This is a genomic window from uncultured Marinobacter sp. (assembly GCF_947488835.1).
Taxonomy (GTDB): domain Bacteria; phylum Pseudomonadota; class Gammaproteobacteria; order Pseudomonadales; family Oleiphilaceae; genus Marinobacter.
The window spans coordinates 944,509-964,992 of record NZ_CANLBK010000001.1; the positions used below are offsets into that span (position 1 = coordinate 944,509).

The following is a 20,484-nucleotide window of genomic DNA, read 5'->3' on the forward strand; positions in this document are numbered from 1 at the left end:
ATGCTGTCCAATTCCGACATCGAAGCGCTGGAAGACATCCTGTTCGCAGAGCCTTGGGGCGATGAAGCTCTGGACTTTTTCGGCTTTCATGGCGTGGTCTGCGCCAGTGTCGTCGGGCCAGCCAAACTGAGCGTGGAAACCGTCTTCCGGCTTGTAACAGGCACCGATGACACACCCGGCGGCGGAATACCGGAAACCTTCCGCCAGTGCGTTGCGCAACTGGCGGGAGACATGACCAAAGCCCTCGATATGGGCCAGGCTATTGAGCTTCCGGAACCGGAAGACGGTGACCCGATGAATGCACTGGAAAACTGGTGTGCGGGCTTTGTGGACACCTTCCTGGAGCATGAAGATGAGTGGCTGGATGCCGCAAGCGAAGAAGAGACAGCCGACCTGATGGTGCCCATGCTGACACTATCAGGACTGTTTGATGACGAAGACTTCCAAAACGTTCGCAGCAGTGAAAAGCTGTCAGGTCAGATGGCAGATGCTATTCCTGACTCTCTGACTGATCTTTACCTGCTGTTCCACGCACCGGATTAATCCAGTGCGTGGGCGTCAGGAATCTGCTTGAAATGATGCCAGACCGGCTCCAGCCCGTCTGGCATTTTCATTATTCGCCCCAGCTCACACCAAGGCGCACCAGGAAAGTGAAAATCACTGCCCTGAGACGCCAGAAGCTTCTCCCGCATACATAACTCGGTTAAAAACCCAAGATCACCGCTGGATTGCCCTGATGTACTCACTTCAATGGCCTGCCCTCCGGCCCGGCGAAAATCCGCCGTCAGTTCCTGCAACTTCGTTGCGGTAAGCTGATACTTTCTCGGGTGAGCCAGCACCGCAATCCCACCGGCTGCATTAATCCACTGCACAACTTCCGACAGCTCTGGCCAGTAGGCCTTCACATCACCCACCTTTCCCGCCCCAAGGTGGCGCTTGAACGCCTGTGCAACATTCTTCACCACGCCAGATTCCACCATAACCCTTGCAAAGTGGGGTCGACCTGGCACATCACCGCCGGCCTCATTAGTCGCGCGCTCAAGCAAGCCCGGAATGGCAAGCTTGTTCAGGCGCTCGGCAATCATCGCCGCTCTGGCCCAGCGGTTACGATTTTGTTGCTCCAGCGCAGAATTGAATTCGTGGCTGTTAACGTCAAAATCCAAACCAACAATGTGTATGGTGCGACTGCGCCACAAACAGGAAAGTTCAATCCCCGAAATCAGCACCACGCCAGCGGCTTCAGCTGCAATCTGTGCCTCTGCAAGGCCGCTAATCGTATCGTGATCCGTTAGGGCGAGATGCGTAACCTTTTTCTCAGCAGCGCGCGTTAATAAATCCGTGGGTGAGAGAGCCCCATCCGACGCGGTACTGTGGCAATGCAGATCAATGCACAAAACAGGGTCTTGCGGTATAGTCACGAAAATTCCCAAATGAAATAAATAACGGAGTGAATGGCAACCCAAGCTCGGACCGGACTATGCTAGCCAGAGCTTACAGTGTACCAGCCCCATAACTCCATGCATCACTTTACAAGGCCCCCAAGGAACCGGAGACCCCATGTACTACGCCATTATCAGTGAAGACGTCGACAACAGCCTTGCACTGCGCAAGAGCGCACGACCTGCCCACATTGAACGCCTGGAGCAGTTGAAAAAAGAAGGGCGACTTCTCGTTGCAGGGCCACACCCTGCTATCGACACACCAGATCCAGGCGATGCCGGTTTCTCAGGCAGCCTCGTGGTAGCGGAGTTTGACTCCCTTGTTGCAGCCGAGGCATGGGCGGCCAGCGACCCCTATATGGATGCCGGTGTTTACGGCAAAGTAACGGTTAAACCGTTTAAAGTAGCTCTGCCCTGACGCTATCGATAGAATTCCATGAGCTTATTGTAATGACGGCTCGCTTGAACCACCGTATATCTGTGACAAAATTGCGGCTTTGATATTAACGAGTTTTTAAACCGAACATTGTGGGAACCTTGCCAGTGACGCTTTTTCGCCTTGCCATCAGTGCGTTTTTTGTATTGTCATCCATTGCCATGGCTCAGGCGAAAACCGTCTGGGTTGATGATCAACTTTACCTCCCCGTTCGCTCGGGCGCCGGCACCCAGTTCCGCATCATTGAAAACGCCGTACCCAGCGGCACGGCTTTGGAAGTTATCGACGTTTCTGATTCCGGCTATACTCGAGTACGTACACCAAAAGGCAATGACGGCTGGGTTTCTACCCAATACCTCAGTGAAACGCCCATCGCAGCGGACAGACTGAAAACCGTCAGCCGTCAACTCGAGCAAGCGCAAACAGAACTGGCCTCACTGAAAGGGCAGCTGAAGGACGTGTCCAGTGAGCGGGACACATTGAGTTCGGCAGAATCGACGCTCTCGACCCAGACAGAGGAATTGCAGCAGGAACTCAGACGTATCAAAAGCATAGCTTCAGATTCAATTAATCTGGCTCGCCGAAATCGTGAGCTACTGGAGGAGAATCAGAAGCTGCGCAACGACCTGGAAGTATTAACCGCTGAGAACGAGCGGCTGGAAGCCGGCAAGGAATCTGATTTCATGCTGGTTGGTGCTGGCCTTGTACTTGGAGGTGTTCTTCTGGCTCTGCTCATACCGATGCTCAAACCCACAAGAAAAACTGATAACTGGGCGTGAATTATATGAAGGACTATTCGGAGAAGCGCGATTTTCATCGCATGCAGGTTGAGTCAGAAATAGAGATCACTGATAGCAAAGGAAGAACGTTTGCTGGAATTTGCAGAGATCTCAGTGCTACGGGCATGCAATTGCTTGTACGAGACCCTGTAGCCGTTGGAGAGGAACTGAGCACGATGCTACACCCGAGCAACGATCAGTTCCCTCCACTGGAAACAATATGCGAGGTTATCCGTTGCGAACCTGAGGGTGACGGCTTTCTGCTGGGGGCCAACATCAGCGAAGTCACCCGCTAGGCGCACTCCCCTGGCGCTATACCAGGGATTTCTCTGCCACGATGATGCCGTTGTTGTCAGCATACACGTAGTGGCCTGGACGGAAGGTCACGCCGTGGAACGTTACTGGCACATCCAGGTCGCCAAGACCGCGCTTTTCACTTTTCCGGGGATAGGTAGCTAGCGCCTGCACCCCCAGATCCGTCTTCCCGATCTCATCGACATCCCGCACACAGCCGTAGATGATTAAGCCTGCCCAGCCATTACTGGCGGCTTTTTCAGCCAGCATATCGCCGAGTAGCGCATGGCGCATTGAGCCACCACCGTCTACCACCATCACACGACCCTTGCCAGGCAGGCCAACCTGCTCCTTAACCACAGAGTTGTCTTCAAAGCACTTTACGGTGACGATTTCGCCACCGAAGGCCTTGATTCCGCCATAGTTATTGAAGCCGGGTGCAGCCACCTCAACTTCCGGAAACTCATCACACAAATCCGGAGTAATAATCGTTGTCACCTTATTGCTCTCCTTAATTGCCAAAGTAAGTGCAAGAAACAGTCAGTCGATTTTTTCGTCTGCCAGGAAGAACCAGGTATCCAGCACCGAATCCGGGTTAAGAGATACGGTATCAATACCCTGATCCATCAGCCATTTTGCAAGATCCGGGTGATCAGATGGCCCCTGACCACAGATGCCAATGTACTTACCTGCCTTTTTGCAGGCCTGAATGGCACTGGACAAAAGAATCTTGACGGCCTCATCCCTCTCGTCAAACAGGTGCGCGATAATACCCGAGTCACGATCCAACCCAAGAGTTAACTGGGTCAGGTCGTTGGAGCCGATAGAGAAACCATCAAAGTGCTCAAGGAACCTTTCCGCCAGCAATGCGTTGCCTGGCAGCTCACACATCATGATCACCCGCAGGCCGTTCTCGCCGCGCTTAAGACCGTTTTCAGCCAGCAACTTGACCACTTGCTCTGCTTCACCCACGGTGCGCACGAAGGGCACCATGATCTCTACGTTGGTCAACCCCATTTCATTGCGCACTCTCTTGAGCGCGCGGCACTCCAGCTCGAAACAATCACGGAAGGTTTCAGAGATATAGCGGGAAGCCCCACGGAAACCCAGCATCGGGTTTTCTTCGTCTGGCTCGTACAAAGTGCCGCCAATCAAATTGGCGTACTCATTGGATTTAAAATCAGACAAGCGCACGATGACCTTCTTGGGTGAGAAGGCAGCAGCCAGGGTAGAGATTCCTTCCACCAGCTTATCTACATAAAAATCAACGGGTGAGCTATAACCGGAAATACGCTTTTCTACAGTCTGCTTTATATCCCGAGGCAGGCTGTCAAAATTAAGAAGCGCTTTGGGATGCACACCAATCATACGGTTAATAATAAACTCGAGGCGCGCAAGGCCAACGCCTTCATTGGGAAGTGACTGGAAATCGAAGGCACGATCCGGGTTGCCCACATTCATCATGATCTTGAACGGTATATTGGGCATCGAATCTACGGTATTTTCACGCAGCTCAAAGTCCAGTGCACCTTCGTAAATCAGACCCGTGTCGCCTTCAGCACACGAAACGGTTACTTCCTGCCCGTTTGTCAGTACTTCGGTGGCATCCCCACAGCCCACAACCGCCGGGATACCCATTTCACGAGCAATAATGGCTGCGTGACAAGTACGGCCACCGCGATCTGTAATAATGGCAGAAGCCCGCTTCATAACAGGCTCCCAGTCCGGATCTGTCATATCCGTTACCAGCACATCGCCATCCTGCACCAGGTCCATTTCCTTGATGCTGGTAATAATCTTGACAGGGCCTGCACCGATTTTGTGGCCAATACTACGGCCTTCCACCAGCACCGTGCCGGTTTCATTGAGCAGGTAACGCTCCATCACGTTTGCAGACGCCCGGCTTTTAACCGTCTCCGGCCGAGCCTGCACGATGTAGATTTTTCCGTCGTCGCCATCTTTGGCCCATTCGATATCCATGGGCCTCTGATAATGTTTCTCGATGATCATGGCCTGCTTGGCCAGCTCTTCAACTTCTGCATCCGTAATGCAGAACCGACCGCGCTCTTCCGGATCTACCTTAATGGTCTCTACAAGCTGGCCCGTGTCCGGCTCTGAGTGGTAAACCATTTTGATGGCTTTACTACCCAGGTTACGGCGCAGAACAGCGGGCCTGCCTGCTGCCAGTGTGGGCTTGTGAACGTAGAACTCGTCCGGGTTTACCGCACCCTGCACTACCGTTTCACCAAGGCCATATGAACCAGTGATGAACACCACATCACGGAAGCCGGACTCTGTATCCAGCGTAAACATTACGCCGCTGGCCGCAGTTTCACTGCGTACCATTTTCTGAATGCCGGCAGACAAGGCTACAAGCTTGTGATCAAAACCGTGGTGGACGCGGTAGGAAATAGCGCGATCGTTAAACAGTGACGCAAACACCTCCTTGACCGAGGTACGAACCTGCTCCAGGCCAACCACGTTCAGGAAAGTTTCCTGCTGGCCAGCAAACGAGGCGTCCGGCAGATCTTCGGCGGTTGCAGAAGAGCGCACGGCTACCGCCATACTCTCATTGCCGTCCTGCATTTGAACGTAAGCTTCCTTGAGAGACTCTTCCAACGCATCCGGAAACGGCGTATCAATTATCCACTGGCGGATTTTTGCCCCTACGCGGGCAAGTTCGTTCACATCATTTACATCAAGCGTATCGAGGAGGTTATCAATTTTATCCTTCAAACCATCCTTGGCGAGAAACTCACGATAGGCATGGGAAGTGGTAGCAAAGCCGCCAGGAACGGTTACACCTGCGTTGGCGAGATTACTGATCATTTCACCGAGGGAGGCGTTTTTACCGCCTACCCGGTCAACATCGGACATTCCCAGGTGATCAAACCAGATTATGTAATCTTCCAAAGCGCGTCTCCCTCGAATCTGTGTACTGAAGAATAAAACCGGGCCAGCGGCAGCAAGCGTAAAAAGCGGACAACAACCACTGCGGAGTCTCTAACTTGCCGTGTATGATACTGTAACCTTCGGAATTTACCTAGGGAGCCCCTGAGAAAGTACACTGTACTTTGCTGGGAGCCCCTGACAAATGCGCCCCGACATTTCTCCTGACACGGACCCGGAAAAACATCATGAAACGCACAGCCTTCTTCATTTCAGACGGCACCGGCATTACCGCCGAGGCTCTTGGGCACAGCCTTCTGGCCCAATTCGATAAAATTGATTTTGAACGGGTTACCGTACCTTACATAGACGATGTTGAGAAAGCCCGGGACATGGTCAAGCGCATTAACAGTGCAGCGGAAACCGACGGTGCCCGCCCACTGGTCTTTGATACGATCCTCGATAGCTCCATTCGAGAGGTTATCTCTGATGCCCAGGGCTTCATGATAGATATATTCGGGACTTTCCTTAAACCGCTCGAGGCTGAACTCCAATCTTCGTCGTCCTACTCTGTCGGCAAATCCCACTCTATCAATAATGAAGGGGTTTATGAGCGACGTATCGCCGCGGTGAACTTTGCGCTGGATAACGATGATGGTGCACGCACACGGCATTACGATGAAGCGGACCTGATTCTGGTTGGTGCGTCCCGTAGCGGAAAAACCCCAACCTGCCTGTACCTTGCACTTCAGTATGGCGTAAAAGCCGCCAACTACCCGATCACCGAAGACGATCTGTCAGACCAACAGATGCCCAATGCTCTGCGGCCGCACAAGGAAAAGATTTTTGGACTGACAATTGAGCCAGAAAGACTGGCGACCATTCGTAATGAGCGGAGGCCGAATTCACGCTACGCCTCGATTCAGCAATGCATGCATGAAATTGAAGAGATTGAGCTTATGTACCGGAGGGAGCGCATTCCATTCCTGAATACGACCGCTTACTCCGTGGAGGAAATTTCGACCCGCATTATGGTTACCACGGGGCTTAAGAGAAACCGCTGAAATCTAGCCTGTTGAATTAGCAGGCAGGCCGTTGCCGGCCCGCCTGCCCTGCAACTTACAGCTCCTGAACAGCCAGGCCCAGGTCTTCAACCAGGGCGCGATTTTCAGACCCAGTGACAACTGCTGTGCTGGCCTTTTCAGCCTGCAGCCAGGTTGTCGCAACCCGCTTGAGATCATCAAGCGTCACTGAGAGCACCCGCTCACGGAAACGTGCACGCTGCTCAGCACTGCGCCCAAACAGCTTGTTATGGAACGCATGTCGCGCCGCACCCGCCGGTGACCGTGGGCGGTCTAGCTGGCCAATCACTCCAAGAATGGATTCCTCCAGCTCCTGATACTCATGCTCCGTCTCCTGAAGCCATATCAAGGCCCTATCAAAGTCTTCAAGGGTTTCGGTCAGGCGCGGATCCCGGTATGAGAAAAAGCGGAAAGTGCCATTCACACTGTCTTGAGATGCGCCACCACCATATGCGCCACCCTTCTCCCGGATAGCCCGGTGCAGATACCCATTGCGCAAGAAGCCGCCCAGCACCGTGAGTGCCGCCGCATCCGGATGATCAATCGGAACAGTGCTGTAGGCGCGTGCACAGAAGTTGACCTGAGTGGAGGTCAGCCAGGCTTCGCGGGTTACGAAGTTCACAGGCTCCATGGCCCAGCTGGATGAAGCTGTGCCTTCATCGCCTTGCCAGCAGGATTTGAGGTCATCAATCAATGCAGGAAGATGCTCATCCTCACCAATGAGCAGGAATTCGCGAGCCTGCTGGCGAATTCGGTCGTGCAGACTTGCCAACTGCTTACAAAAAGCATCAAGTGCTGCCGGATCTTTCAGGGACTGATCCAGTTCTTTGGTGCCACGAATACCTGCCAACCCTCCAAGACGGAAACTCAGCCAGGCGCCAGGCCCCATACCCTGGGATGCGGCCCCCATGGCCAATGCGTGGCCACTGCCGGTGACCGACTGCTCCCGACGGGCGCGGATCTGGGCAATAATCTCCCGAACACGGTCTTTTTCATCGAACCGCGCACTGGTGTAGACATCACGGAGCAGTTTCGTCAGCGCTGTTCGGTTTCGGGCAAGCGCCTTACCACTGAATATCATGTAGCCGGAAAGGCTCTGAACATCATCAACGCGGCCTTTGGCGCTGAACGACGCCCCAATACCACCGGATTCCGCCGAAATCCGATCCTGCATCTGAAGATAATCCAGATCACCGCAGCCAACTTCGGAAATCAGAGCACCGTAATACGGCAGGAGCAGGAGCTCATCGTCAGTCAGGTCGGGCAGTGGCAGCACAACTTGCTGATAAATCAGCCCGTTGGTTCCCCGTGCATAAACCGTTGCTGAAATGTCCCCGTCAAAACGCGCTTCCGGCTCAGGCATTTGCAGCGGCACATCCGTGAGATCCACTTTCGGCAGAATGGAATCATCATCCTTACGCATCTGCCGCTCTTCCAACGCTTTAGCCCGCTCAACAATCTGCGCGACCTCTTCGCTGGTGAGCTCTGCCTTGCGTTTCGCCAGGGCTTCACGAATAGCCTGCTGGCGACGGCCATCCAACTTGTCGTCTGGTCGCAGAGTGAGCGTTACCCGATGCGGGTTATTCATCAACTTGCGCCGAATCAGATCGGGGATATATTGCGGATCGCGAATTTTCTCACGCAATGTAGCCAAAACAGGCTCCAGATCAAGCAATTCAACCGGATCGCCACCGTGAACCATGGGCGCGATCGCACTCATGATCAACTGAAGACCATAAGGAAAGCTGTCTCCCGCAATTTCGCGTTGATGCAATTCCAGCTGGTGAAGAATCGCTTCCAGTCGCTCTTCACTAACGCCTTCCTCAACCACTTTCTGAAGCGTAGTCTCGATCAAGGCTTCCAGATCTTTCAGTTTCTCTGGCTCGCTGCCCTCTATACCGCAAACAAAGGTCATTTCCCTGTTGGAGTCTTCCAGCCCGCACATAGGCGAAGGTGCATGGCCGATATCCGTGGTTTCCAACGCACGCATCAACGGCGATGCGCTATTTTCCAGCAGCACCGAAGACAACAACTGCCCTTCAAGGTTTTCCTGCAGGTCAAAACTGTGGCCCAACAGCCAGCCCATCACAATATGGGTTTTACCGGCGGTATCTTCGCCTTCGGTAACGCCGTAGCCCTGCTCTACACGAACCGGGGCATACATACGCTTTTCATCACGCACCGGCAGTTCGATATCCAGCTTGTCGAATCGTTTGAGAGCCAGCTCTTCGAAGCGTTCGTGGTGCTCATGGGCCGGAATATTGCCGTAAGTGGCAAAAATGGCGTTACTTGGGTGGTAGTGGTGCTTATAAAAACGAATCAGATCGTCATAGCTCAGATCAACAATATGATCCGGCTCGCCGCCGCTGTTGTAATGATAGGTCGTTGTCGGGAACAGGTGGCTGCTCAGGTTCTGCCAGAGCTGGGAGGTTGCCGAACTCATGGCGCCTTTCATCTCGTTATAAACTACGCCCTTGTACACCAGGTCAGTGCTTGGGTCATCGGGCTTTTCAAACTCCAGTCGATGCCCTTCCTGGGCAAAATCCAGCGGATCCAGCTTGGAGAAGAACACTGAATCCAAATAAACCGACAGGAGATTATCAAAATCTTTACGGTTCATGCTCGCGAAGGGGTAAGCCGTCCAGTCGCTGCTGGTGAACGCATTCATGAACGTATTCAGGGAACGTCGAATCATCATGAAAAATGGATCGCGTACCGGATAACGCTCGCTGCCGCACAGTGCCGTATGTTCAAGAATATGGGCAACGCCGGTAGAATCCATGGGAAAGGTTCTTAGCGCCACAAAAAACACGTTTTCATCGTTATCCGCCGCAAGGTGGAGATGGCGGGCACCGGTTTTAATATGACGATACTCTTCAACATCAAGATTAAGCGTGTCAATCCGGTGACTGCGAAGCTTCTCAAAAGCCGGGTGGATTGCGTTATCGATCACTGCAGCCATTCAAACTATTCCTGTCGTTAAACAATTGGAGAATGACAGGGTAACACGTAGTATCGGTTATCCTGTATCCGTCACCCTAGCTATAAGGTAGCTGCCAGGATCATGAGCACATTGTCAGGCCCCAAAAAAACAGCCCAGGCTCCCGAAGTTGCCGCTTACTGGGCAGAACGCCGTCGATACCTTGAACGCATCCGCAAATCCCCTGAGGTGCGACAGCGCTTCTGGAGAGAGGTGGCCATCTACCTGGCGCGCCGCGTACTTTGGTCGTTTGGCTTCTTTCCGATATTCATGGCGTTCTGGATTCCGCTGGTACTGTCCAGCTTCAACCCGGTTGTAATGGCGTCGGATTTGATTCCCCTGCTCCAGGACTTTGTGAGCGGCAACCCGGAAGTACAAGCTACAACGCTCAGCACCCTGGCCATCGCCTGGGCATCGGTTGGCTTCTTCTTCCTCATGTTTGATTTTGTGCTGACACCGTTCAAGTCGCCTTACGAATATGAAGCCGATGTCTACATGAGGGCGTGGGAGCAGCTCAACCATGACCAGCTTCCGTCTAAAGTGTGATTTGGCCAGCATTCTCGCCAAGTTCAGACACTTTCTGTTACATAACGCCGCTTTCGCTGGGTAAGATGAAGTTGCTCGCGAATTTGTAGAATGCAGGATTAAGAGGTTCCGCCATGGTCGATTTCAGACCACTTTTGTTTTTGAATGCACTGGCTCTTATGCTTCTGGTAACAGCCGGCTTTGCTTCTGTTCTAAGTGAACTGCCGGTCGCCGCTGCCCCTCTGCAATCGCTGCAAGATGAAGCGCCACTTAAGCCCGCCAGCAAACCGGTGGAAACGCAAAGCCCACAAACCGTTGCTGAAGCACCTGAAACTGCACCCACACCCACACCCACACCCACACCTGCACCTGCACCTGAAACTGTTGCTGAAGCGACCGTGGAAGTGAAAGCCGCGCCTATGGAACAGCCAGGGAGCACCGAGCAATTCAATATTCCAGATCTTCCGGATGAGGCGGTCATGCTTGCCTCGGCCGAACCTCCAGCAGCAATAGCCACCTATACCGCCAAAGCTGAGCCAGAACAGCCACCAGCCCCGACTACTGGCGCCCTTACACTGCGCTCTAACGTGGCGGGCGACCGGGTTGAAATCAACGGCAAGGATTACGGCGCAACCCGGCTGGATCTTGAACTGTCCCCAGGCAAATACGATATCACCATCAGTAAAGACGGGTTCCGCCCTTGGCAGAAAAGCGTTGCCCTCGATGCTGGCAACGAGCTGACCCTCGTAGGCAAACTGGAAGCCTACACCTCCGTCAATTACCAGAACGGGAGTTGGCGAGGCGGCATAAAGACCGGCGACGGAACCTATGAAAACAAAGACGGCCTTAAATACGAAGGTCAATTTTTAGATGGCGCTTTCCACGGTTCTGGCACTGCCTGGTACCCGGATGGAACCCGCTATGAAGGTGACTGGGACAATGGCAAGCGTGCGGGCGAAGGCGCATGGCGCGACGCAGATGGCTCACGTTATACCGGGCAGTTTGCCGCCGATTCGTTCCAGGGCCAGGGCACCCTCACTCTTGCCAACGGGGACATCCTGACCGGAGAGTGGTCACAGGGGCGGCTCAACGGCCACGGCTCCCTGACAACAGCCGACGGAATGCTGTACGTCGGCGGGTTCCGCAACAGCGACTTTCATGGGCGCGGCACCCTCACCTACCCCGATGGCCGTCATTACGAAGGCGACTTTTCAAATGGTACTTTCCATGGTCGCGGCTCGGAAGTTTTTGCCAATGGCAAGAAATACGAAGGTGAGTATATTGAAGGCAAGTTCCACGGAAATGGTTTGCTGCGCAACCCGAATGGCAGCTCCATCGAGGCTACATTCCGCCACGGTGAACCCTATGGTCAGGTTCGCCTGACCACGGCTGCAGGTGAGATTTTCACTGCACGAACAACAGAGCCCGGCGTGTGTTATCGGGACAAAAGCTACAGGGCCACACAGTGCCCGAAACTCGAAGGCTGGTAGCTCTAACAGTAAAACCAGCCCGATAACCAACGCGAATGAAGTAACAGCTTGAGGTAGTAAGATGGCGATCAAGAACGCTCTTCTGGTGGATGACTCCAAGGTAGCCAGGTTTGCTCTGAGCAAACTGCTGGAAAGCCGCGACATGCATGTCAACATGGCAGGTTCAGCTGAAGAAGCTCTGGATTTTCTGGACAGCAATGAACATCCGGACGTCATTTTCATGGATCATCTGATGCCCGGCATGAATGGCGTGGAAGCCACCAAGGCCATCAAGAGCAATCCGAATACCGCGAGCATACCAATCATTATGTGTACGTCTCAGAAGTCGTCATCTTTTACCAAAGAGGCGAAAAACTTCGGGGTATACAACATCCTGACCAAGCCAACTCAGCCTGAGGGTCTTGGCCTGGTGCTTGAGCAACTCGCCAGCGACGTAAAAAGCGGAACCCTGCCCCTTTCTCCTCTATCGGAATCAGGGCTTGACGATCTGGCTGTTGGCACGGCCGAAAGCGAATCGCTGGAAATGTCAGCGGAGCCATCTGATCTTGAGGCTGCGCTCAACGGCAAGAAAACATCCAGCACCGTGCCACTCACAAGCGACCTGATTGAGCAGATCGCCCGCTCAGCGGCCCATGGCCAGGTTAATAACAATCTGCATGAACTACTCAACTCGTTGTTTGATGAACAGTTTGAAAATCTCAAGCGCGCACTGGATGAGTCCCGCGGAAAGCAGGAAAGCATTATTGAAGAACGCTTGGGCACCATGAGCGCAATGCTAGAAGAGCGGACACGACACCTGCGCGATGATGTTGCGGCTGAGGTAAATCTCAGTCTAGGTCGGGAGCTTGCGGATCTTAAAAAGGATCTCTCACGCAACTCAGGCTTTACCGCCAACCACATGGCTGAACTGAAGGATCACATTACCAGCGTACAGACCATTGATACGGAGTTCTGGCAGACGCTGCAATCTGAAGCCATCCAGCAAGCCCACGAAATCTCCCGCGAAACTGCGGAAGACATCGCCCAGCGCACGATCGACTTGTTTGTAGCGCAGCAGCGTTCCGCATCGTCCAGAATCTACACCGTCGGGCTAGCGGTTAGCCTTGGGGTGTTCAGTCTCGGAATTGCGTGGCTTGCAGGGCTCTTCGGTTAAGTTCTTCCCGAACCCTCACCCAATCTTCCGGCGTGTCTATGTCGTCATGGACACCCGGAATATTCAGACGCGTTGCATTGGCTTCCGACAGCAAGCGACCAGCGCCTCGATCACCGTCCAATGCCAACACGTCAGGCCACAGCCATCGCGGCAGATAAGCCGGCACGCCCGGGCGCCGGCCATAATCCGCTGCCGCTGGCACCGTGGGAAAACATCTCGCGGCTTTACCCAACGCCTGAAGGGCTCCTCTATCCAGCAGTGGCTGATCCACAACCAACACAAACACACCTTTTGCCCGAGGCCCCAGGCTTTGGATGCCCGCCACTAATGAAGCCGCCATACCCTCATGCCAGCCAGCCACAGGGACCCAACGGGAAGGCTGCTGGCGACAGCGAAAACGGATTAATGGATACCAGGCGCCACATACAACACGCACATCGCGGCTTAGTAACCTGGCCTGCCCTATAGCGTTGCCCAGTAACGTATCGTTGGGCCCTTCCATGCCTCCCACGTTCAACAGGGCTTTAGGTTGCCCAAGCCGGCTGGAAGCCCCAGCTGCCAGCACAAGTGCCGGAAAATCCTGATCGAAGTCATGGCGAGAGGCAGTTATGATGTCGCTCCTGATAAGGCAATGAACATGAAAAAGAGTGAGGAGAAAAGCCTCAGTGCTATAACTCGACAAAACACTCACTAAGGGATTTTTGCTAGAATCCCCCCATCAATCAACTATACCCGCCCGGAAATTTAATGAACCATCTGTTTGTAGACAACCTCACCGTTATTGATTTTGCTTACCTGGACCCCGCCCGTGGGTTAGTAGGGGAAAGCTGGATTGCCGACGTTGTGCTGGGAGGTGAGCTTGATGACCAGGGCATGGTATTCGATTTCAGCAACGTGAAGCGCACCATCAAGCGCATCATCGATGAACGCGTAGATCACCGGCTGGTAATACCCCGGGGTTACGACGGCCTCTCCTGGAACCAAGACACGCCCGACACCTTCACCTGGGCGCTTACCGATGGCAGCCACATTATCCATCGCTCTCCCGACGAAGCCGTTGTATGGCTGTCTGCAGACCGGGTTATTCCATCGGCTGTCGCCGCCCTGCTCGAACGTGAATTGTTGGCGGTTCTACCTTCCAATGTCACTTCCGTGCAGATCAACCTACGGGAAGAAGTTCTTGAAGGGGCTTACTATCACTACGTACACGGCCTGAAAAAGCATCTGGGCAACTGCCAGCGCATCGCCCACGGCCACCGCTCACCTATTCGGATAGACCGCAACGGCAAGCGTGATGGGGAACTGGAACGCTCTTGGGCCAAGTTATGGCAGGATATTTACGTGGGTTCTGAGGAAGATGTCGTACGCCGCCATATGGAAGATGGCGTGGCCTACATAACCTTCGAATATGAGTCCAACCAGGGTGAGTTTGCCCTGACCCTGCCCGAGGCGCGGGTTTATATGATGAACACAGATACGACTGTGGAATTCATTGCCGCCCACATTGCTGATGAACTTAAAGCTAAGCTCCCGTCCGATTCGATCCTGGTGAAAGCCTACGAAGGCGTTGGCAAAGGCGCCATAGCTTCCCGCTAAAATCGGCCGCATCGAAAGCAGGCCACTCCATAGCCAAGTGAGCAGGGTGCCGCCTCCCAAAACTGTGTGTTGCCAGGGATGGCAACACCAAGCCCCCATGGATGGGTTCACGGCGTGTTTTGGGAGGCGGCACCCTGCTCACGGTTCGTGGCACATAGCTGGACTTCGCTTTTCTTCAGGCACAAAAAAACCGCCCGAAGGCGGTTTTTTTGATGGCTATCCGGTGGACTAAACCGTCAAGCCGTATTGGCGTCCCCTAGGGGGTTCGAACCCCTGTTGCCGCCGTGAAAGGGCGGAGTCCTAGGCCACTAGACGAAGGGGACTAGAAAATTGGTGGAGCCAGACGGGATCGAACCGTCGACCTCAACACTGCCAGTGTTGCGCTCTCCCAGCTGAGCTATGGCCCCAACGGATGCGTATATTAAGGATCCACCCCATGGTCGTCAACCTTTCGCCCCACTTTTTTCAACTTTTCTGAACTTCCCTGTCCATCGCGTTCATTTCTTGGCCAAACTGGTCATTAAGCGCCCAAAGCCGCGTACTCTTTCTCTACCTTCTTGGTTTCTTTCTTGGAGAAACCACCAAGCACCTCCAAAGCGTGGCGCAAGCGAGCGCGGGTCATGTCTGGACCCAACATGTCCATGGAATCCATAACCGACCAGGAGTTCGGGGTACCTGCAATGGCCACAAACACGGAAAACATGAAATCGCCCATTTTCAGATCCATGGCTTTCGCCAAAAATTTGATATCAGCGAAAATGGTGTCTTTGCTCCAATGGCGCTGAGCCTCCAGCTTCCACAGGGTGAACTGCAACACCCGTTTGATCTGAGATTCTTCCAGTTTGTTATGGGCAAAGCTTTCGGGCTTCAGGTCCAGCATGCCAGAAAACATGAACTGGGCCATGGGCGCCACATCGGAGAACACCTCTGCCCTGCCCTGGATATGGGGTACCAGTGCCTTGAGCGAATCCTTGTTGAACCACCACTGGCTCATGCGCTCGACAAACTGGTCTTCTGTGAGCTCATCCCGTAGCCATTGGCCGTTAAGCCAGCGCAACTTCTCAACATCAAAAACCGGCCCGCCGAGGGATACACGCTGGATGTCGAAATTACCGATCATCTCATCCAGAGTGAACTTTTCACGCTCATCCGGCATGGACCAGCCCATGCGGCCAAGGTAATTGGTTACCGCTTCCGGCAAAAAGCCCATGCGCTCGTAAAAGTTAATGCTGGTGGGGTTTTTGCGCTTTGACAGCTTGCTCTTGTCCGGGTTGCGCAGGAGCGGCAGGTGGCAAAGTACAGGCATATCCCAACCAAAATACTCGTACAGCAGCTTGTGCTTGGGCGCAGAGTTAATCCACTCTTCGCCACGCAATACGTGGGTAATTTCCATTAGATGGTCATCAACCACGTTGGCCAAATGGTACGTAGGCATTCCATCGGACTTCAGCAGGATTTGGCAATCCACCTGCGCCCAGTCGATTTCAATAGTGCCCCGGAGCATGTCATCAATTTCGCAAACACCTTCATCGGGCACTTTCATGCGGATAACATAGGATTCACCCGCATCCAGGCGGCGCTTGATCTCTTCCTGAGATACTTCAAGGTTTCCCTTAATGCCCGGGTTCAAACCTTGCACCTTGCGCTCTTCGCGAATGGCATCCAGCTCGTCCGGCGTGCGGAAACAATAGAACGCATGGCCAGCCGTTACCAAGTCTTCAGCGTACTGAGCATAGGAGTGCTTGCGCTCAGACTGGCGATAAGGGCCATGGGGGCCGCCCACATCGGGACCTTCATCCCAGTTGAGGCCAAGCCAGCGCAGCGCCTTGAGAATATCCTGTTCGGATTCCGCCGTACTACGGGCCTGATCGGTATCTTCAATGCGCAGGATAAACTTGCCGCCGTGCTGTCGGGCAAAACACAGGTTAAACAGGGCCACGTAGGCGGTACCAACGTGTGGGTCACCGGTGGGTGATGGGGCAATTCGGGTACGTACAGTCATGGAACCTTCCTGAAAATCGGTGGCCGTTTGATTAGCCAGACATTATACCGGCCCGGGCATTATTTCGCATGAGTGCAAATCGTATCATTGGGCTGGCGCTTCGAGACACAACAAGATTTTGCGATTACATCACCTTCAGTGTTACATTATAACATTACCAACAAACATCAGGATTCCGACCTAAAATGCGCGCCCAAATCATAGCCTTGGCTCTATCGCTGACAACCACCACCCTGCTCTATTCCGACAACACGCTTGCCGACACTCGCATTCTCACTTCCATCAAACCACTGGAACTTCTGGTGCGCACGATAGCCACGGAAGACATGCAGGTAAGCACTCTGGTGCCGCCAGGCGCCAGCCCTCACAACTATTCAATGACACCGTCAAAGCGTCGGGAACTGGAAGATTCCGATGTGATTTTCTGGGCAGGCCCCAAAATGGAGACGTTTCTGAATCGCCTGCTGACGGGCAGCGAATTTGGCGGACGCTCGATCATGCTTATGGAGCACGATGAAGACAGCGAACACGATGAAGACAGCGAACACGCTGATAGTGCAGATAGCCATGATGAACACAGCCACGAGCATGACCATGGAGATGGTGAAGACCCTCACATCTGGGTGGACCCTCACATGGCGCTAACTATGGCAGAAACAATCCGGGATACTCTGGCCCAACGGAACATGGCAGACAAGCCTGCCCTCGATGCCAACCTGGAAGCATTCAGAGCATCACTGATAGCCAAAGAGCAGCAGATCCGGACGCAACTGGAGCCCTTGCGGGATACCAGCCTGTTTGCATACCACAGCGCCCTCACACGGTTCGCAGAACACTACAACCTGAATATAGAGGGCGTGCTTACACTCAACCCTGAGCTATCACCAGGGGCGCGGCACATTGCAGAAGTGCAGAGCAGCTTGCGCAATGCAAATCATCCCTGCCTGCTAACGGAGCCCCAATTCAACCGGCAGTGGTGGCGCTCCATCACCACCGGGCTGGATGTGACATTCAGCACTTGGGACCCACTGGCTACAGACATAACCGCAAATCCAGAGGGGTATGTGGCCTTCCAGCAAAGCATTGCCGATGCCGTGCTCAAGTGCCTACCAGAGAATGCTGAGCATTAAGGGAATCGAAACCATGGCCAGCAGCGTCTGGCCACTTATGATTCCCGCCATCAAGGGTGCATCGCCACCCAGCTGCCGCGCCAGGATATAGGCCGAGGTCGCTGTTGGCAGAGTGGCCAGCAGTATCGCGACCTGCACCAGGGTGCCATCAAGGCCCAACAGAAGAGCCAAGCCTGCGGCCATAAACGGGAACAGCAACAACTTTAAAACAGACGACACCACAAAAGGCACAGAAGCGCCTCGCAGGGCTTTTAACTGAAGCCCTGCGCCCACTGTCATCAGCCCCATTGGCAAAGCCAGATTGCTCAGCGGCTCAAGTGTTCCTGCGAGGAGCGGATGAAAGTCAATCTCGAAAAAGCTCCAGGTCACACCAAGCACCGACCCTATAATCAGTGGGTTTGATGCAATGGCGCGCACCACAGGCCCCAGCCGGGCCGGGCCGTCGGTTGCCACAATCGAAAACATCAGAATGCACAGCAAATTAATCAGCGGCACCATGACGGCAACGGCAATGGCCGTGAGGGACAGACCATCATCGCCAAGCAACATGCCCCCCGCTGCTAGTGCCACATAGGAATTAAACCGGATAGCCCCCTGGTACACCGAAGAAAAAACCGGCCCATTCCAGCGCCAGAAGAACTGCACAACCACCAAAAGCAACGTCATCGCCAGCAGCATGGCCGCGATAAGCAAGGCCGTATCGCCATAGGCGGAGACGGGTAAACGAGCCTGCCCAAGTTTGAACACCAGCATGGCGGGAAAAAGTACGTAGTAGGTAAAACGCTCGGCCTGAGGCCAGAATTCAATCGAGGGGAATGCCCAGCGCCTGAACAGGTGCCCTAGTACAATCAGCGCAAACACAGGCACGAGCGCCTGAACCATAACCGGCATACTGAATACTCCAGCATCAAAAACTGATAAATAAATATCTATCCCGAACTTTTTACCGGGAAACCGCCGAGCATATCAGATGAGTAATAACCCGTCCCGAAGTGGTTGTTTTTCTGCCTCCCTATGCCCACAGTCATCTGCCCCGGTAGCCAGCGCGATCCATGCCTGCGAGAATAATTCACACAACACCGCCAGATTCCTTTTTAAAACCTCAGCCAGCGTAAGGGACAGCCCATGCAAAAAGGTTCAGAGCACGGAAAAGCAACCCGAATCATCCATAACCGTCGTCACAAAGACAGCTTTGGCAGCCCCTATTCGCCTATATACAACACCACTACCTACCGGTTTCCGGATACAGCTGCGCTGCAAGAGGTCATTGCAGGCCGAGCGCCGGGCAACCTGTACACTCGCTGGGGCAGTAACCCGTCCATTCAGGAACTGGAGCAAGGCCTGGCCAGCCTTGAAGAAGCGGAAGATGCACTGGCCTTCGCCTCGGGGATGGCCGCCATCTCGGCAGCGTTATTTGCCCATGGCCGCAACGGTATTGTGTGCGTGGGGGATCTATACGGTGGCACACAGGAGCTACTGACAAAACATTTCGAACCGCTGGGCATCCCCGTTACCTTCCTGTTAAAACATGATCCCCAGCAACTGGCCCACGCCCTGAACAAACCCGGCATGCTGGTGTACTGCGAATCACCAGCCAACCCCACGCTGAGCATACTGGACATTCGGGAATTGGCGCAGCAAGCCCACGCCAAGGGCGCACTGCTTGCAGTAGACAATACCTTTGCATCTCCAGTGAACCAGCGGCCATTGAACCTGGGAGCAGATCTGAGCCTTCACAGCGCGAGCAAATTCCTTGGCGGACACAGCGACATCACGGCAGGCGCAGTCATGGCCTCTGCAGAACAGATAAAACCTATCGCCCAGTGGCGCAAAAATCTTGGCCAGATTCTGGCACCGGAAACCGCCGCTCTGCTCTCTCGCAGCCTCAGAACCCTGCCCCTGCGGGTAAAGCAACACAATGAGAACGCTTTGGCGGTTGCCCGCGCGATGGAAGGCCATCCGGCCATAAAGCGAGTGCTCTATCCTGGCTTGCCTGACTTCCCGGGTCACAACTTGGCCAAACAACAAATGGACGGCTTTGGCGGTGTGTTGACGATAGAGATCAAAGGGGACCGGGAACAGGCGGTGAAAGTTGCGGACAACTTGCAGGTTTTCTTGCTCGCCACCAGTTTGGGCGGTGTGGAAAGCCTGGTTTCCCAGCCATGCGCCACAAGCCATCATGGCATCAGCCAGGAGGAGCGAGAACGCCGTGGTATTACCGACGGCATGCTGCGGCTGTCTGTTGGGCTTGAAGACGCTGAAGACCTGGTAGCAGACCTTCAGCAAGCCCTTGGCAAATTATAGATCGCCGTTATCGAGAAAGTCGCGAAGGGCTACAGCGTTGTTGTGCTCTGTATCCTTTGCGGCGAATACCAGGGTTATGCGTTTGTGCTCCTTCACAATCGCTTGCAACTCCTTCAGAGCCTCAGCCGTATCCCCTTCCTTCGCGGCCTTCAACTCCTTCAGGTAGCGCTGCCGAAACTCTTTCCACTTCTCAGGATCATGATCAAACCATTTTCGTAGTTCAGTGGAAGGCGCTAACCCTTTTAGCCAGGCCTCGATATCTGCGTCTTCCTTGGCGACGCCACGGGGCCATATTCTGTCGACCAGAACGCGCGGGCCGTCAGAGCGTGCCGCGTCTTCATAAGCTCTCTTGATTCGAATATCCATCATCAAGCCTCCGTTTATC

At 54.0% G+C, this 20,484-nt stretch carries 19 protein-coding genes and 2 tRNA genes; 11 read left to right on the forward strand and 10 right to left on the reverse strand.

The genetic code is table 11. The features are described from left to right. Window positions 1–543 carry a YecA family protein gene (locus tag Q0824_RS04360; protein ID WP_298447857.1) on the forward strand — a complete coding sequence of 181 codons (543 nt, stop codon included), beginning with the start codon at window positions 1–3 and terminating at the stop codon, window positions 541–543. On the opposite strand, the gene Q0824_RS04365 is transcribed toward Q0824_RS04360, so the two are convergent. Next, complete coding sequence (locus tag Q0824_RS04365) at window positions 540–1,418, reverse strand: PHP domain-containing protein (RefSeq protein ID WP_298447859.1); 879 nt, start codon at window positions 1,416–1,418, stop codon at window positions 540–542. The two genes, Q0824_RS04360 and Q0824_RS04365, sit on opposite strands and share 4 nt — an antisense overlap. Window positions 1,419–1,557: 139 nt before the next feature. Between Q0824_RS04365 and Q0824_RS04370 the strand changes: the two genes are divergently transcribed. From Q0824_RS04370 to Q0824_RS04380, 3 genes are all read left to right on the forward strand, one after another. Next, window positions 1,558–1,857: a YciI family protein gene (locus tag Q0824_RS04370; protein WP_298447861.1), complete on the forward strand. Its 300-nt coding sequence runs from the start codon at window positions 1,558–1,560 to the stop codon at window positions 1,855–1,857. Between the two features lie 125 nt (window positions 1,858–1,982). Next, the gene (locus Q0824_RS04375; RefSeq protein WP_298447863.1) at window positions 1,983–2,654 is read left to right on the forward strand and encodes a TIGR04211 family SH3 domain-containing protein; all 672 of its coding nucleotides are present in this window, start codon (window positions 1,983–1,985) and stop codon (window positions 2,652–2,654) included. Window positions 2,655–2,659: 5 nt separating this feature from the next. Then, window positions 2,660–2,950 carry a PilZ domain-containing protein gene (locus tag Q0824_RS04380; RefSeq protein WP_298447865.1) on the forward strand — a complete coding sequence of 97 codons (291 nt, stop codon included), beginning with the start codon at window positions 2,660–2,662 and terminating at the stop codon, window positions 2,948–2,950. A 16-nt stretch (window positions 2,951–2,966) separates the two neighbouring features. Here the strand turns inward: Q0824_RS04380 and rraA are convergent, their stop codons facing one another. Continuing rightward, complete coding sequence (rraA, locus tag Q0824_RS04385; RefSeq protein WP_298447867.1) at window positions 2,967–3,446, reverse strand: ribonuclease E activity regulator RraA; 480 nt, start codon at window positions 3,444–3,446, stop codon at window positions 2,967–2,969. Window positions 3,447–3,488: 42 nt separating this feature from the next. Then, on the reverse strand, window positions 3,489–5,861 hold the full coding sequence (ppsA, locus tag Q0824_RS04390) for a phosphoenolpyruvate synthase (RefSeq protein ID WP_298447869.1): 2,373 nt from the start codon (window positions 5,859–5,861) through the stop codon (window positions 3,489–3,491). Between the two features lie 224 nt (window positions 5,862–6,085). Between ppsA and Q0824_RS04395 the strand changes: the two genes are divergently transcribed. Beyond that, window positions 6,086–6,901, forward strand: coding sequence for a pyruvate, water dikinase regulatory protein (locus tag Q0824_RS04395; RefSeq protein WP_298447871.1), 816 nt, complete (start codon window positions 6,086–6,088; stop codon window positions 6,899–6,901). Between the two features lie 55 nt (window positions 6,902–6,956). On the opposite strand, the gene Q0824_RS04400 is transcribed toward Q0824_RS04395, so the two are convergent. Continuing rightward, entirely contained in the window at window positions 6,957–9,881 is a 2,925-nt protein-coding gene (locus tag Q0824_RS04400; RefSeq protein ID WP_298447873.1) for an insulinase family protein, read from the reverse strand. Between the two features lie 102 nt (window positions 9,882–9,983). Here Q0824_RS04400 and Q0824_RS04405 point away from each other — a divergent pair, with 102 nt between their 5' ends. The 3 genes from Q0824_RS04405 to Q0824_RS04415 all read left to right on the forward strand — a co-directional run bounded on the left by Q0824_RS04405 (window position 9,984) and on the right by Q0824_RS04415 (window position 13,067). Next, complete coding sequence (locus tag Q0824_RS04405) at window positions 9,984–10,445, forward strand: hypothetical protein (protein ID WP_298447875.1); 462 nt, start codon at window positions 9,984–9,986, stop codon at window positions 10,443–10,445. Between the two features lie 113 nt (window positions 10,446–10,558). Next, window positions 10,559–11,914, forward strand: coding sequence for a PEGA domain-containing protein (locus tag Q0824_RS04410; protein ID WP_298447876.1), 1,356 nt, complete (start codon window positions 10,559–10,561; stop codon window positions 11,912–11,914). A 61-nt stretch (window positions 11,915–11,975) separates the two neighbouring features. After that, window positions 11,976–13,067, forward strand: a complete 1,092-nt coding sequence (locus tag Q0824_RS04415; protein ID WP_298447878.1) for a response regulator — start codon at window positions 11,976–11,978, stop codon at window positions 13,065–13,067. On the opposite strand, the gene Q0824_RS04420 is transcribed toward Q0824_RS04415, so the two are convergent. Further along, window positions 13,027–13,632 (reverse strand): nucleotidyltransferase family protein, encoded by a 606-nt coding sequence (locus Q0824_RS04420; RefSeq protein ID WP_298447880.1) that lies wholly within the window; start codon window positions 13,630–13,632, stop codon window positions 13,027–13,029. The two genes, Q0824_RS04415 and Q0824_RS04420, sit on opposite strands and share 41 nt — an antisense overlap. Window positions 13,633–13,814: 182 nt before the next feature. On the opposite strand from Q0824_RS04420, the gene Q0824_RS04425 reads away from it, so the two are divergent. Continuing rightward, window positions 13,815–14,663, forward strand: a complete 849-nt coding sequence (locus Q0824_RS04425) for a 6-carboxytetrahydropterin synthase (RefSeq protein WP_298447882.1) — start codon at window positions 13,815–13,817, stop codon at window positions 14,661–14,663. A gap of 247 nt (window positions 14,664–14,910) precedes the next feature. Here the strand turns inward: Q0824_RS04425 and Q0824_RS04430 are convergent. The 3 genes from Q0824_RS04430 to gltX form a co-directional block, all read right to left on the reverse strand. Next, window positions 14,911–14,986, reverse strand: a tRNA-Glu gene (locus Q0824_RS04430). A gap of 8 nt (window positions 14,987–14,994) precedes the next feature. Then, a tRNA-Ala gene (locus Q0824_RS04435) sits at window positions 14,995–15,070 on the reverse strand. Between the two features lie 113 nt (window positions 15,071–15,183). Further along, entirely contained in the window at window positions 15,184–16,665 is a 1,482-nt protein-coding gene (gene gltX / locus Q0824_RS04440) for a glutamate--tRNA ligase (protein WP_298447884.1), read from the reverse strand. A gap of 185 nt (window positions 16,666–16,850) precedes the next feature. Here gltX and Q0824_RS04445 point away from each other — a divergent pair, with 185 nt between their 5' ends. Then, a complete protein-coding gene (locus Q0824_RS04445) occupies window positions 16,851–17,795 on the forward strand; it encodes a zinc ABC transporter substrate-binding protein (protein WP_298447886.1) in 945 nt (314 codons plus the stop codon). Here the strand turns inward: Q0824_RS04445 and Q0824_RS04450 are convergent. Further along, the gene (locus Q0824_RS04450; protein WP_298447888.1) at window positions 17,772–18,686 is read right to left on the reverse strand and encodes an AEC family transporter; all 915 of its coding nucleotides are present in this window, start codon (window positions 18,684–18,686) and stop codon (window positions 17,772–17,774) included. The genes Q0824_RS04445 and Q0824_RS04450 overlap by 24 nt on opposite strands. Window positions 18,687–18,920: 234 nt before the next feature. Between Q0824_RS04450 and Q0824_RS04455 the strand changes: the two genes are divergently transcribed. Then, window positions 18,921–20,099, forward strand: coding sequence for an aminotransferase class I/II-fold pyridoxal phosphate-dependent enzyme (locus Q0824_RS04455; RefSeq protein WP_298447890.1), 1,179 nt, complete (start codon window positions 18,921–18,923; stop codon window positions 20,097–20,099). Here Q0824_RS04455 and Q0824_RS04460 read toward each other — a convergent pair. After that, window positions 20,094–20,465 (reverse strand): DUF488 family protein, encoded by a 372-nt coding sequence (locus Q0824_RS04460; RefSeq protein WP_298449519.1) that lies wholly within the window; start codon window positions 20,463–20,465, stop codon window positions 20,094–20,096. The two genes, Q0824_RS04455 and Q0824_RS04460, sit on opposite strands and share 6 nt — an antisense overlap. Window positions 20,466–20,484 lie beyond the last annotated feature (19 nt).